The organism is Intrasporangium sp. Soil_C_50 (assembly GCF_057656595.1).
On record NZ_JBDGKB010000006.1, the window covers coordinates 181,783 to 194,380 of the forward strand.

At 74.3% G+C, this 12,598-nt stretch carries 12 protein-coding genes; 10 read left to right on the plus strand and 2 right to left on the minus strand.

Going from position 1 to position 12,598, the window contains the following annotated elements; all coding sequences use genetic code 11:
• The first annotated feature begins 50 nt into the window (after window positions 1-50).
• On the plus strand, window positions 51-944 hold the full coding sequence (locus tag AC3A5R_RS15015) for a nucleotidyltransferase family protein (RefSeq protein WP_487621571.1): 894 nt from the start codon (window positions 51-53) through the stop codon (window positions 942-944).
• Window positions 941-1,222, plus strand: coding sequence for a PqqD family peptide modification chaperone (locus AC3A5R_RS15020; RefSeq protein ID WP_487621572.1), 282 nt, complete (start codon window positions 941-943; stop codon window positions 1,220-1,222). Before AC3A5R_RS15015 ends, AC3A5R_RS15020 begins: the two co-directional genes overlap by 4 nt.
• 53 nt (window positions 1,223-1,275) lie before the next feature.
• Here the strand turns inward: AC3A5R_RS15020 and AC3A5R_RS15025 are convergent, their stop codons facing one another.
• Complete coding sequence (locus AC3A5R_RS15025) at window positions 1,276-2,694, minus strand: tyrosine-protein kinase domain-containing protein (protein ID WP_487621573.1); 1,419 nt, start codon at window positions 2,692-2,694, stop codon at window positions 1,276-1,278.
• A 219-nt stretch (window positions 2,695-2,913) separates the two neighbouring features.
• Here AC3A5R_RS15025 and AC3A5R_RS15030 point away from each other — a divergent pair, with 219 nt between their 5' ends.
• The 8 genes from AC3A5R_RS15030 to AC3A5R_RS15065 all read left to right on the plus strand — a co-directional run bounded on the left by AC3A5R_RS15030 (window position 2,914) and on the right by AC3A5R_RS15065 (window position 11,489).
• Window positions 2,914-4,914 carry a glycosyltransferase gene (locus AC3A5R_RS15030; RefSeq protein ID WP_487621574.1) on the plus strand — a complete coding sequence of 667 codons (2,001 nt, stop codon included), beginning with the start codon at window positions 2,914-2,916 and terminating at the stop codon, window positions 4,912-4,914.
• 10 nt (window positions 4,915-4,924) lie between these two features.
• Window positions 4,925-6,274, plus strand: a complete 1,350-nt coding sequence (locus AC3A5R_RS15035) for an O-antigen ligase family protein (protein ID WP_487621618.1) — start codon at window positions 4,925-4,927, stop codon at window positions 6,272-6,274.
• On the plus strand, window positions 6,271-7,476 hold the full coding sequence (locus tag AC3A5R_RS15040; protein ID WP_487621575.1) for a glycosyltransferase family 4 protein: 1,206 nt from the start codon (window positions 6,271-6,273) through the stop codon (window positions 7,474-7,476). Before AC3A5R_RS15035 ends, AC3A5R_RS15040 begins: the two co-directional genes overlap by 4 nt.
• Window positions 7,473-8,492 (plus strand): glycosyltransferase family 4 protein, encoded by a 1,020-nt coding sequence (locus AC3A5R_RS15045; RefSeq protein ID WP_487621576.1) that lies wholly within the window; start codon window positions 7,473-7,475, stop codon window positions 8,490-8,492. The genes AC3A5R_RS15040 and AC3A5R_RS15045 overlap by 4 nt, the downstream gene beginning before the upstream one ends.
• Window position 8,493: 1 nt before the next feature.
• Complete coding sequence (locus tag AC3A5R_RS15050) at window positions 8,494-9,681, plus strand: glycosyltransferase (protein ID WP_487621577.1); 1,188 nt, start codon at window positions 8,494-8,496, stop codon at window positions 9,679-9,681.
• A complete protein-coding gene (locus AC3A5R_RS15055) occupies window positions 9,678-10,466 on the plus strand; it encodes a hypothetical protein (protein ID WP_487621578.1) in 789 nt (262 codons plus the stop codon). Before AC3A5R_RS15050 ends, AC3A5R_RS15055 begins: the two co-directional genes overlap by 4 nt.
• Window positions 10,463-10,768 carry a PqqD family peptide modification chaperone gene (locus AC3A5R_RS15060; RefSeq protein ID WP_487621579.1) on the plus strand — a complete coding sequence of 102 codons (306 nt, stop codon included), beginning with the start codon at window positions 10,463-10,465 and terminating at the stop codon, window positions 10,766-10,768. The genes AC3A5R_RS15055 and AC3A5R_RS15060 overlap by 4 nt, the downstream gene beginning before the upstream one ends.
• A gap of 109 nt (window positions 10,769-10,877) precedes the next feature.
• Entirely contained in the window at window positions 10,878-11,489 is a 612-nt protein-coding gene (locus AC3A5R_RS15065) for a hypothetical protein (RefSeq protein WP_487621580.1), read from the plus strand.
• A 79-nt stretch (window positions 11,490-11,568) separates the two neighbouring features.
• Here the strand turns inward: AC3A5R_RS15065 and AC3A5R_RS15070 are convergent, their stop codons facing one another.
• The gene (locus AC3A5R_RS15070) at window positions 11,569-12,570 is read right to left on the minus strand and encodes a MauE/DoxX family redox-associated membrane protein (protein ID WP_487621581.1); all 1,002 of its coding nucleotides are present in this window, start codon (window positions 12,568-12,570) and stop codon (window positions 11,569-11,571) included.
• Window positions 12,571-12,598: the final 28 nt, after the last annotated feature.

Genomic DNA, 12,598 nt, shown 5'->3' on the forward strand with positions numbered 1-12,598 from the left:
CTGTTAGGGTGCGATCGTCCGGTTGGCTCGCAGTGTATGGGGGTTGGCTCATGGCTGCGGAGGACACCGGCGCGGGAGAGTCGGCCCCGACCGTCGACATCCCGCACGAGGTGCGGATCGCCTTCGCCCACGCGGCCGCCCAGCACCTCGTCGACCGGCTCGGGGCTCGCGCCGTCCACGTCAAGGGAGCCGCCCTCGACCCGAGCCTCGTGCCGGGTCGCAGCTACTCCGACGCCGACGTCCTCGTGCACCCGAGCGACGTGCCGGCCGTCCTGTCCGCACTGGCCGACCACGGCTGGAAACTCATCAACACCTTCGCGTACGCCTCGTCCTTCGAGCATTCCGCGACCTTCCGGCACGAGGACTTCGGGCTGCTCGACGTGCACCGCATCTTCCCCGGTACCGGCCCGAGCCCCGAGGCCGCCTTCGAGACCCTCTGGTCCGAACGGCAGACGATCTCGCTCGGCGGCCGCCCCTGCGCCGTGCCCTCACGGCCTGCCCAGGCGTGCCTCCTGCTGCTCCATGCCGCGCGGGCCGGCAACGACGCCAAGGCCGCCCGCGACGTCGACTGCGTCTGGACGAGCGCCACCGACGCAGAGCGCACCGGCGTCCTCGAGTGGGTCGACCGGCTCGACGCCCAGGTCGCCTTCTCGGTCATCACCGACACCCTCGACGACCACGCCGCCGACCCCGCCTACGGCCTCTGGCGCGTCGCGGCGCGCGGGGGCACCCGCGTCGAGGAGTGGCGCGCCCGGATCCGCGCCGCCCGCGGGCTCCGCGCCAAGCTGACGCTGGCCGGACGCTCCGTCCTCGTCAACGTCGAACACCTGAGCATCGTGCGGGGTGGGCCGCTGACCCGTCGCGAGGTCGTCGCCGAGTTCTTCGCGCGACCGGTGCGCGGCGTCCGGGAGCAGCTGCACCGCCTCCGTGGGGGTGGGTCGTGAGCGGCCCGCGCCCGGCGTACGAGCCGGCCGAGGACGTCGGCGCGGTCGTCTCGCCCGACGGCCTGACGGTCTGGGTGGCGGGCCTGCCGGGCGGCCCGATCCACGTGCTCGAGGGCGTCGCCGCGTCGATCTGGACGTCGGCCACGAGCACGCCGGCCGAGGAATGGCACACCAGGGTGGCCGCGGCGTGGGAGCAGTCCGCCGCTGCCGTGGCCGAGCAGGTCGACGCGTTCGTCGCCGACCTGGTGGCCCGCGGGCTGCTGCGCCCCACGGGCTGACCCGCCGACGCGGCAGCGGTGCTGGTCCGTTGCTGCCGGTCGGTCAGAGCCGGTCAGCCGTGGCGGGCGGGCTGCCGATGGTGCTCGGCCCGTTCCGCCTGGGCGGCGGCCTTCGCGGACGCCTTGGCCGCGCCCTTCTCGGCCCTGGACGGCTTGACCGGCTTGACCGGCTTGACCGGCGCCGAGGCGTCGCGGTTGTAGCCGTAGTAGCCGTACCGGTGGGCCGTCGAGGACCCGGACGGCACCAGGTTGAGGGCGAACCCGGCCACCGGCACGTCGACCGTCTCGAGGGACTGGACGGCGCTGGCGAGGTCCTTCTTCTTCGTCTTCTCCGCGCCGACGACCATGATGAGGCCGTGCGTCAGCTTGTGGATGAGCACGGCGTCGATGACGGGCACGACGGGCGGGCTGTCGACGAGGATGAAGTCGTACTGCTGGGCGAGCTTGCCGAAGAGCTGCTCCATCGGCTCGGAACCGAGCAGCTCGCTCGGGTTCGGCGGCACGGCGCCGGCCGGCAGCACGTACAGCGAGCTGTCGCGCCACTGCTGGATGACGTCGTCGGGCTCGGCGTGCCCGAGCAGCAGGGTCGTGAGGCCGAAGCCGCCGTCGAGGCCGAGCGTCCTGGCCACCGACGGGTTGCGCAGGTCGCCGTCGATGAGCAGCACCCGCGAGCCGGCGTCGGCCATGGCGAGCGCGAGGTTGACGGTCGTCGTCGTCTTGCCCTCGCCCGGCACCGAGGAGGTGACGACGAAGGAGTGGCCGCCGGTGGTGACGTCGACGAAGAGGATGTTGGTGCGCAGGCGGCGGATGGCCTCGGCGTGCCGCCCGTGCGGGTCCGACTCGAGGCTGAGGAAGCCGGTGGCGTCCTTGGCGGCCTTGACGAGCGGGATGTCGCCGAGGATCGGGCGCTTGGACAGCGCCCGGATGTCCTCCTCGGTGCGCACCTTGGTGTCGAGGGTGTGGGTCAGCAGGGCCAGGCCGATGCCGAGGGCGAGGCCGAGTAGCCCGCCGATGAGCAGGTTGCGCTTCGCGTTCGGCGAGATCGGCTCACCCGGCACCGTCGCCGGCGAGATCGTCGTGGACTCGACCGACTGGCCGTTGGAGGCCAGCAGCGGCGAGAACTTCCTGGCGACGTCGGCCAGGACCGGCCCGGCCTCGTTGGCGACGCGGGCCACGAGCTGCGCGTCCCCGCCGGTCGAGCTGATCGTCATCATGTTCGAGGTCTGCGACACCTCGCCGGAGAGGCCGAGGGGTGTGCCCGGCGGCAGGCCAAGGCGCTGGGTCAGCGGCTCGCTGACCGACGGCGAGGTGAGGACGTCGAGGTAGGTGGCGAGGTCGCTGGCCTGGATCGCGTACGTGCCGGACTTGCCGTCCGTGGAGCTCGGCGGCTCGGTCGCCGACAGGTAGATCTTCGTGCTGGCGGTGTAGACGGCAGGCGTCAGCATCGTCTGGACGGCCGTGGCCGCGATCACCGTCAACAGGCTGAGGACGACGATCCGCCAGCGTGCCCCCAGCACTAAGAGGAAGTCACGAAAAGTCACGGTCCCCCCGGCCGATCTCGACGGTACGTGCGAGCATCGTCCCATATCATCCGAATGCCGGGGCCGAGTCGGGACATCTGGCGCCGGTGGTCCCTGGGGAGGGGCCGGCTGGACCCACTGGTCCGGCGAGAAACGGTCAGGAGGGGACCGATGCGGACACTGCGCGTGTCCCACAGCGCCGTCGTCGACGGCTGGCGCGAGCGTGAGCGCGCCCTGCGCCGGCTCGGTCACGACGTCGGGCTCCTCTCTGCCCGTGAGTGGTCCGAGGGTGGACGCGTCGTGCCGCTCGTGCCGCGCGACGGTGAGCCGGTCACCGGCGTCACCACGTTCGGACGCCACCCGGCCCTCTTCGTCTACGACCCGCGTCCGCTGTGGCGGGCGCTCGGCCGGCCACTCGACGTCGTCGACGTGCACGAGGAGCCGTTCGCGCTCGCGACGGCCGAGGTGCTGCTCCTGCGCCGGTTGCGTGGCCAGCGCGCCCCCTACGTGCTCTACTCCGCGCAGAACCTCGACAAGCGCTACCCGCCGCCGTTCCGCTGGCTCGAGCGGTGGGCGCTGCGGCACGCGTCCGGCATCGTCGTGTGCACCGACGAGGCCGGGCGCATCGTCGAGCGCAAGGGCTACCCGGGCCGGGCCCGCACCATCGACCTCGGCACCGACGTCACGACCTTCACGCCGGACGCGTCCGGCCCGCCCCGGGACGGGCGGACCCGTGACGGTGACGTCGTCGTCGGCTACGCCGGCCGGCTCGACCCGGCCAAGGGCGTCCACGTGCTCCTCGAGGCCCTCGCCCTCGACGCCGGCCTGACCCTGCGCGTCGCCGGCGACGGCCCCGACCGCGCGCGTCTCGACGGCCTCGCCGCCGACCTCGGAGTGGCCGCCCGGGTCGAGCACCTCGGCGCCCTCGACCCGGCGCAGCTGCCGGGGTTCCTGCGCGCCCTCGACGTGCTCTGCGTGCCGTCGCTGACCACCCCGTCATGGGTCGAGCAGTTCGGACGCGTCGCGCTCGAGGCGATGGCCTGCGGCACCCCCGTCGTCGTCAGCGACAGCGGGGCCCTGCCGACCGTCGTCGGCGACGCCGCGCTCGTCGTCGGGGAGGGCGACGCGGCGGGGTTCGCCAAGGCGGTGGCAGAGGCCGGTCGCGATGCCGCCACGGCCGAGCGGCTGCGCGAGGCCGGCCTGGCCCGGGCTGCCGAGTCGTCGTGGGAGAACGTGGCGCTCGCCCACGACGGGCTCTACCGGTCGGCGACGCTTACGCCAAACGAGGCCGGCCCGGGCCGGCGGCCGCTCGAGGTCGTCGTCGTCGCGTACGGCCAGCCGGGCCTGCTCGGTGGCGCGCTCGAGCCGCTCGCCGGCCACCGCGTCACCGTCGTCGACAACTCGTCCTCGCCCGCGGTCCGCGCGGTCGCCGAACGTCACGGCGCGCGCTACGTCGACCCCGGTCGCAACGGCGGCTTCGCGGCAGGCGTCAACGAGGGCCTGCGCCGGGTGGCCCCCGACGCCGACGTCCTCCTCGTCAACCCCGACGCGGTCGTCGAGCCGGCCGACGTCGACCGGCTCGTCGCGGCGCTCGCAGCCGACACCGGCCTGGCCAGCGTCGGTCCGGCGCAGGTCGACCTGCAGGGCCACCCCTCGCGCGTCACGTGGCCGTTCCCGTCGCCGCTCGGCACGTGGCTCGACGCCGTCGGGCTGGGGCGGTGGCGGCGCGACCGGTACGTCATCGGCTCGGTGCTGCTCCTGCGGCGTGAGGCCATCGACCACGTCGGTCCCTTCGACGAGGGCCGGTTCTTCCTCTACGGCGAGGAGACCGACTGGGCCGCGCGGGCCGTGCGGCTCGGCTGGCGCCACGCCGTGGCGCCCGAGGCGCACGCGGTCCACGTCGGCGCCGCGACGAGCACCGACCCCGAGCGCCGCGAAGGCCACGTCCAGGCGGCGCAAGAGCTCTTCCTGCGCAAGCACCACGGTGCGCTCGGCTGGCAGATCAGCCGCGTCGGTCAGGTGCTCGGCTCCGGGGTGCGCGCGGTCGTGCTGCCGGGGGAGCGGGGCATCGCCGCGCGTCGGCGCCTGCGTGCCAACCTCGCCGGGCCGGTTCGCGCGGAGCGAAGACCCGCCGACTCGGTGGCGAGCGGCCTTGCCGGAGAGGGGACCTGACGTGTCGCTGATGGGTGGCGCCGTCGACGGACGCGGCTGGGCGCGGGTGCGCACGGCCGGTCTCGTCGTCCTGGTCGGCGCCCTCCTGCTCGTCGTGGGGCGGTTCGCTGCGACGACGCCCGAGGCAGCGGTCGTCCTGGCCGTCGCCGTGCTCGCCACCGGGGTCACGGCCGTCCAGCCGGGCCTCATCCCGCTCGCTGTGCTCCCCGTGCTCTTCGCGGTGCTCCGCGTCGGCAGCCAGGGCGTCGACCTCTCGCTGTCCGACTTCGCCCTCGCGGCGGCGACCCTGCCCGCGCTGCTGCTCGCCCGCCGGCCGTTCTCGCCGGGGCTGCGCGCCGTGCTGTGGGCCTCAGCGGCCTACCAGTTCGCCACACTGATCACCGTCGTCAACAATCCGTACTCGGCCAACGTCGTCGAGTGGACGCACGCGTGGATGACGGTCTCCGGCAGCCTCCTCGTCGGCTGGGCCGTCGGGGCCAACGGGCACGCGCGCACCGGCCTGCGGCTCGTCGTCGCCACGATCACGTTCCTGGCGGTCGTCACCGTCGTCGAGGGCGGCCTGCAGGTCCTTCGCGGCGACCTCTCGCCGGTCTACATCACCTTCCCCTACCCGATGCACAAGAACTTCGTCGGCACCGTCTGCTCGTTCGGTGCGACGATCCTCTACGCGCGTCCGTCGTGGGCCGGCATCGGCCGGCGCCTCCGCTGGCTGCTGCTCGCCCTCATGGTCATGGCGATGTTCCTGACCCAGTCACGCCAGGCCGTCATCGGGTTCGTCGCCGCCGTCTTCGTCCTCGTCCTGCGGGCCCGCTCCGAGCACCGCCGTAGCAAGCTCGTGCTGCTCGTCCTCGCGCCGGCCGTCCTCTTCGTCACGAACCTCGTGCAGGACCAGCTCAAGTCCGGCAACCAGTTCAACTCGGTGTTCCAGCGCCTCACCTGGTTCCAGGACAGCCTCGACGTGTGGGGCACCGACCCGTGGTTCGGGGTCGGCCTGCGCTGGTGGTACACCGACCGGTTCCCCGTCTCGTTCCAGCCGCCCAACGCCGAGGTCGAGGTGCTCACCTCGGCGGGCGTCGTCGGCCTCGTCCTGTTCGTCGTGCTCGCCGTCGTCGCCCTGCGCGTGGCGTGGCGGCTCGACCCGGTGTACGGATCGGTCGCGCTCGGCGTCCTCGTCAACCGGCTGACCCAGGCCCAGTTCGACCTCTTCTGGTCGGCGGTGCAGGCCTCGGTGCCGTTCGTCGTGCTCGGCATCTGCCTCGGCGCGCAGCGGTACGCCGAGCTGCGGCGCAGCGCCCCCCCGGAGGTCGTCGAAGGACGCGTGCCGCAGGTGTCGTGGGCGCCGCGCGTGGGTGCGCCATGACGACCGTCGTGCAGATCACCCCGGAGATCGCGCCGGGGACGGGAGTCGGCGCCGTGGCCCACCACCTCGAGCAGGAGTGGCGCCGGGCGGGCGTCGACGTGCGCCGGTTCACCCTCGTCGAGTGCGGGGGCGGGTGGCTGCCCGCGCCCGGGGGCGGCGTCGGCGGCCGACTCGCGCTGCTGGCCCGCGTCGTCTGGTTCTCGACCGTCGGCACGGCCCGGGCCCGGGCCCACCTGCGCGCCCACCCCGAGCAGCTGTCGGTGTGCCACAACGACGCGCTCGCCGGCGACGTCTACGTCAACCACGGCATCGTCCAGGTGGCGATGGCCTCGCGCGGGCACGCCCGGCTGCGCCTGCTGCGCAACCCGCTGCACGTCTTCACCACGGCGCGAGACCGGTACCGGTACACGCGGTCGGGGGCGCACCGCGTCGTCGTCAACCTCGTCCGCGCCGAGGAGCAGCTGCTGCGCGACACCTACCCGGGGCTGCGCCTGCCGACCGCCGTGATCGGCAACGGCGTGGACGTCGACCGCTTCCGGCCGCCGACGCCGATCGAGCGCTCCGCCGCCCGAAAGACCTTGGGGCTGAAGGACGCCGACCACGTCGTCCTGTTCATCGGCAACGAGTTCGACCGCAAGGGGCTGCCTGCGCTCACCGACGCCCTCGCCGCCACCGACACCTCGACCCACCTCGTCGTCGTCGGCGGCACCCCCGACCTCCTCGCCTCCGCCGGGGAACGTGCCGACCGTGCCGGTGTCGGCGGCCGGGTCCACCTCGTCGGTGCCCACCCCGACCCGCGGCCATGGCTGCACGCCGCCGACGTGCTCGCCAGCCCGAGCGCCTACGAGTCCTACGGCCTCGTCGTCCTCGAGGCCCTGGCCTGCGGCGTGCCCGTCGTCGCCACCCCGACCGGCTGCGTGCCCGACGTGGTCGTCGAGGGCATCAACGGTGCCGTCGTCGACGCACCCTCCGATCGACTGCCCGCTGCCCTCGCGGCCGCGATCGAGCGCGTCCTCGCGATGCCGCGCGACGCCACCTGCGCGGCGGCGCGCGCCACCGCCGAGCAGCACTCGTGGACGCTCGTGGCCCGGCGCTACCTCGACCTGCTCACCTCGCTCGACACGTCCCTCGACACGTCCCTCGACGCTCCGGTCGGCGACGCGCACACGCCGGCCGACGCCCGGCTCGGAGATGACGCATGAGGGTGCTGCACGTCGTGCGCTCCGACGCGTTCGCCGGGGTCGAGAGCCACGTCGCCCGCCTCGCCAGGGCCCAGGCCGACCGCGGCGACGAGGTGCTCGTCGTCGGCGGCGACCCAGCCCGCACCGCCGCAGCCGCGGGCCCGCGCGTGCGCCACGAGCCGGCCCGCACCGTCACCGACGTGGCCCGCCGGACGCGTCTGGCCGCCGGCGGCGCCGACGTCGTCCACGCCCACATGACCGCGGCGGAGGTGGCGGCCGCGGCAGCCCTGGCCGGGCGGGCCGTACCGCTCGTGGCCACGCAGCACTTCGCGCGCCCGGCCGGCAGCAACCCGGCGTCCGTCTTGGCCGCCGACCTGGCGGCCCGACGCGTCCGGGCGCGGATCTCCATCAGCGAGTTCGTCGCCCGCAGCATCGGCCGGCCCAGCACTGTCATCCACCCGGGGGTCGAGACCGTCGACGCCTCACCCACCGCGGCCGAGCGCGAGCCCGTCGTCCTCGTGGCGCAGCGCTTCGAGCGCGAGAAGGAGACCGACGTCGCCGTCCGCGCCTTCGCGGCGTCGGGCCTCGCCGCCCGCGGCTGGCGGCTGCACCTGGCCGGTGACGGTTCGGACCGGGCCGCGGTCGAGTCCCTCGTGGGCGTGCTCGGGATCGCCGACGCTACGACGTTCCTCGGCCACCGTGACGACGTCGAGCGCCTCATGCTCCGCGCGTCGGTGCTCCTCGCGCCGTGCCGGGTCGAGGGTCTGGGCCTGACCGTGCTCGAGGCCATGGCGGCCGCGCTGCCGGTCGTCGCCGTCTCCGGCGGCGGCCACCTCGAGACGTCCGGGTCGATCGAGGGGGCTGCTCTCCACGCGCCCGGCGACGCCGACACCGCCGCGACGCTGCTGTGCGCGCTCGCCGACGACCCCGAGGGTCGGGACCGCTACGGCGCGGCCCTCCAGGCCGTCCAGCGCCGCGCCTTCACGCCCGAGCGGCAGGCCGAGCTGACCGACCGGCTCTACGAGGCGGTGCTCTGACATGGACCTCGTCGTCGCCTCGCTCGAGGCCTGGGACGCCGTGTGGCGCCGCAACCAGCACCTCGTCAGCGGGCTCCTGCGCGACGACCCGCACCTGCGGGTCCTCTTCGTGGAACCGGCCACCGACCCGCTCCACGCCGCCCTGGGCGCGGCCCGACCCCGCCGCGGGCGAGGCCTGCGCCGGGGGCCGGAGCTGCCCGGCGTCGGCGGCGACGCGCTGTGGCTCTTCGAGCCGACGAAGTGGCTCCCTCGACGGCTCGACTCCGGTGTCGACGACCGCTGGGCGCGGCAGGTGATCCGCGCGTCACGGACGGTGGGCATGACCGCGCCTGCACTGTGGGTCAACGACCCCACCGGCGCCCTGCTCGTCGCGGCCACGCCGTGGCCGGCCCTCTACGACGTCACCGACGACTGGACGCTCGCCGACCGGGCCGCCGCCCAGCTCGACCGCGTCCGGGCCCAGGAGCAGGTGCTGCTCGAGGGGTGTGCCGAGGTCGTCGTCTGCTCCCCGGCGCTGGCCGCCAGCAAGGGAGCCGACCGGCCGGTGACCCTGGTGCCCAACGGAGTCGACACCGCTGCCTACCGAGTCATGCACGACCGTCCGGCCGACCTCCCCGAGCAGCCCGTCGCGCTCTACGCCGGCACGCTGCACGCCGACCGCCTCGACGTCGACCTCTGCATCGACCTCTGCGAGGCGCTCGCCGGGCTCGCCGGCGGGCCCGGGCGGCTCGTCCTCGTCGGTCCCGACGCCCTGGACCACCGCGACTCCGAGCGGCTGCGCGGGGCCGGCGCGCTCGTCCTCGGCGTCCGCCCGAGCACCGAGGTGCCGGCCTGGCTCCAGCACGCCGACGTGCTCGTCGTGCCGCACGTCGTCAGCGCGTTCACCGACAGCCTCGACCCCATCAAGCTCTACGAGTACGCGGCCGCAGCGCGCCCGGTCGTGTCGACGCCGGTCGCCGGGTTCCGTGAGAGCGACGACCCGCTCGTGCGCTGCGCCGACGGCGCCGGGTTCATCCTCGCCGTCGCCGAGACCCTCACGGGCGGGCCCGAACCCGCGGTCGTCGACGCCGACGCGTCGGGTGGCGATGCCCGCGCGGACGCGCGCGCGGCGCGGCTGGCCACCCTCGACTGGAGCGACCGGGTGCGCCGGATGCGTGAGGTGCTCGCCCGGCTCGGGGGTGCGTCGTGAGGCCCGCGTCCTTCGTCGTGCGGGCGCTCGGGCGGCGCGTCCGGGTCACCCTCGACGCGTCGCTGCTCGAGGAGGCCAGGCGCGTGTGGCACCTGTGCCTCGACGACGGTGCCGGCGCCGGAGCTGCCGTCGACGCCGAGGTGCACCACGACCCACCCGTGCCCACGGTGGAGGGCGGCGCCTCCGCGCAGACCTTGCGCACGGCGTCGCTGCAGGAGCTGACGCAGAGCGTCACGCACGCCGCCATCGGTGCGGCCGCCGGGCAGCTGCTCATGCTCCACGCCGGGGCCCTGTGCGACCCGCTCACCGGTGCCACCCTGGTCTACGCGGCACCCGGGGGAACCGGGAAGACGACCGTGACGAGCACCTTCGGGCCCGGCCGCGGCTACCTCACGGACGAGACGGTCGGGCTGACCCGCGACCTCACGGTGCTCGCCTATCCCAAGCCGCTGTCGGTGCGCCGCGGCGACACGGCGTTCCTCAAGCACGAGACGGCCCCGGGCGACCTCGGGCTCGCGTCGCCGGAGGTGCGGCCGTGGCTGGCCGGCATCGTCGCGCTGCGCCGCGACGGGACTCCGGGCGGCCCCGTGGACGTCGAGGAGGTGGGGCTGCTCGACGCCCTCGTCCTGCTCGCGCCCGAAACGTCGTCGCTGGCCCGGCTCGACCAGCCGCTCCGCCTGCTGGCCGACGCCGTCGAGGCTGCCGGCGGCCTGCGGGTCGTGCACTTCGCCGACGCTCCCGACCTCGAGGCGGTCGTCACCGAGGTCCTCGGGAGGACGCCGTGAGCGGGTACGGGGCGACGACCGTCGTGCTGCTCGGGCCCGTCGTCGACGTCCTGACGACCGACGAGGGCACGGTGGCCCTCGTCGAACGCGAGGTCGGTCACCAGGTCGTTCGCGTCTCCGAGCTCGGGTCCGTCGTCCTGGAACTGCTCGAGACCGGGCCGGCGACCGTCGCGCAGGTGGCCTCCCGGCTCGTCGAGGTCTACGGCGCCCCGCCCGACTCCGACCCCGTCGAAGCCACCGCCACCGCCCTCGGGGACATGTCACGAAGTGGCCTGATTTCTGCCGAAAAGCCGGGTGGGTAGAGGCTTCGGTTTTGCTCCCCTTGTCGGTAAAACCGCTGGTCAGCGGCCTGTTTCCGGTTACAGTCGAATCGTTCTCCGGGGGGAAAACATCGAGTGGGGGGAAGTACTCATGTCCGACAACCAGGGCGTCGTCACGACGTCTCCGAGCCGTCGCTCGGTCGTCAAGGGCGCCGCGTGGGCCGTGCCCGCGATCGCGGTCGCATCGGCGGCCCCGACGGTCGCAGCATCGGCCGGGTTCCTGACGTTCACCGGCAGCGCGTGCAAGCTGCCCGGCAACTCGTCGGGCAACTACAAGGGATACGTCTTCGAGATGCTCGCGCACAACGCGACGGGTCCGCTGCCGCGCGACGCCGTCACCGTCATCGACAGCATCAGCATCCAGGGCATCGCCGACCCGGGCGGCTACAAGGTCGTCGTCAAGGACAACATCGGCGGCTGTTCCTGCGGTCCGTGCGGATCCGACCCGAACCACGAGTTCTGCACGGCGGACGGCGTGGCCAACCAGCGCATCCTGCTCTACACGTCCTCGGACGTGACCGGTAACAGCGCGAACTCCGTCGTCACCGTGACCTACCGCGTGTTCGACTGCAACAACACGACCAGCTGCGGCAGCGCCGGCCCGAGGCAGACCACCTCGACCACCATCGCCTCGACGCCCACGGCCCAGGAGAACGGCGGGGGCAACTGCAAGATCTCCGGCATCTTCCCGCTGCCGGCCTGAGGAGCGGCCGGAGCAGTCTTCGGGACCGACTCACCGCGACGGCGCGGACACCACCCGGTGTCCGCGCCGTCGTCGTCGGTCAGGTGAGGGCGCCGAGCTGTTCGCGGATCTCGTCGACGAACGCCGGCACGTCCGCGCTCCCGGTCACCGGTCCGCCTGCGAGCAGCCCGTCCGCGCCGAGCAGCAGGGCCGAGGGGGTGCCCCAGAAGCCGAAGGTGTCGCGCAGCCGCTCACGCGGGTCGTGCAGGCTCTGCGGCTCATCGGTCGAGGTCAGGGTCCCCTCGTCCGGGGCTGCCGTCACGACGACGCGCACGTCGACGGCCGGCAGCTCGGTGCGCCAGCGCGGCGCCGCGGCGATGACGTCCTGGCAGCTGCCGCAGCCCTCGGACACGAAGAGGAGCAGCTGGGCGCGTCGCGTCGACAGCTGGCGCAGGTCGGTCTCCGTGCCGTCGGCGAGCAGCACCGGCAGCGACGGTGTCCGCGACCGCACGTAGTCGCCGTCCTCGTCCGCCCGGGGGCCGGACGCGGGTGCGGCCGCCGAGGAGGCGCCGGCGTCGGGGGAGGGCGCCGTCACGAGCCACGTCGTGAGAGCCGCGGCGCCGGCGGCGACGAGCCACGCCCAGGCGCCGCCGGTGGACAGGCGCGCGAGGACCGACGCGTGGTCGGCCGGGCCGGCGACGACGAGCAGGTTCAGCACGGCCAGGACGAGCAGCCAGGCGTTGCGCACCACGGTGCGGGCGGTGACGCGGCCGGGGGCGAACTCCCCGAAGCACGCACAGTCCACCGGCGCCTCGAAGCCGAGCGCGCGCACGACGAGGGCGAGGTACGCGGCGAAGAGCAGGACCGCCGCGATCGCGGCGACGACGACGAGCGCACCACCCGCGGCGACGAGCAGGACCGCGAGCAGCAGCTCGCCCCACGGCAGCGCCTCGACGACGGCGCGGTGGCGCAGGGGAGCGGGCACCCGCAGGTCGCGGAAGGCCTCGGCCGAGCGGCTCGGCGACCGCAGCTTGCCCACCGCGCTGACGACGAGGACGACCGCGAGCACCGCGGCCGCGATGGTGAGGGCGTCGGTCGGCACGTCGCGATTGTAGGCAGCGGCACACGAC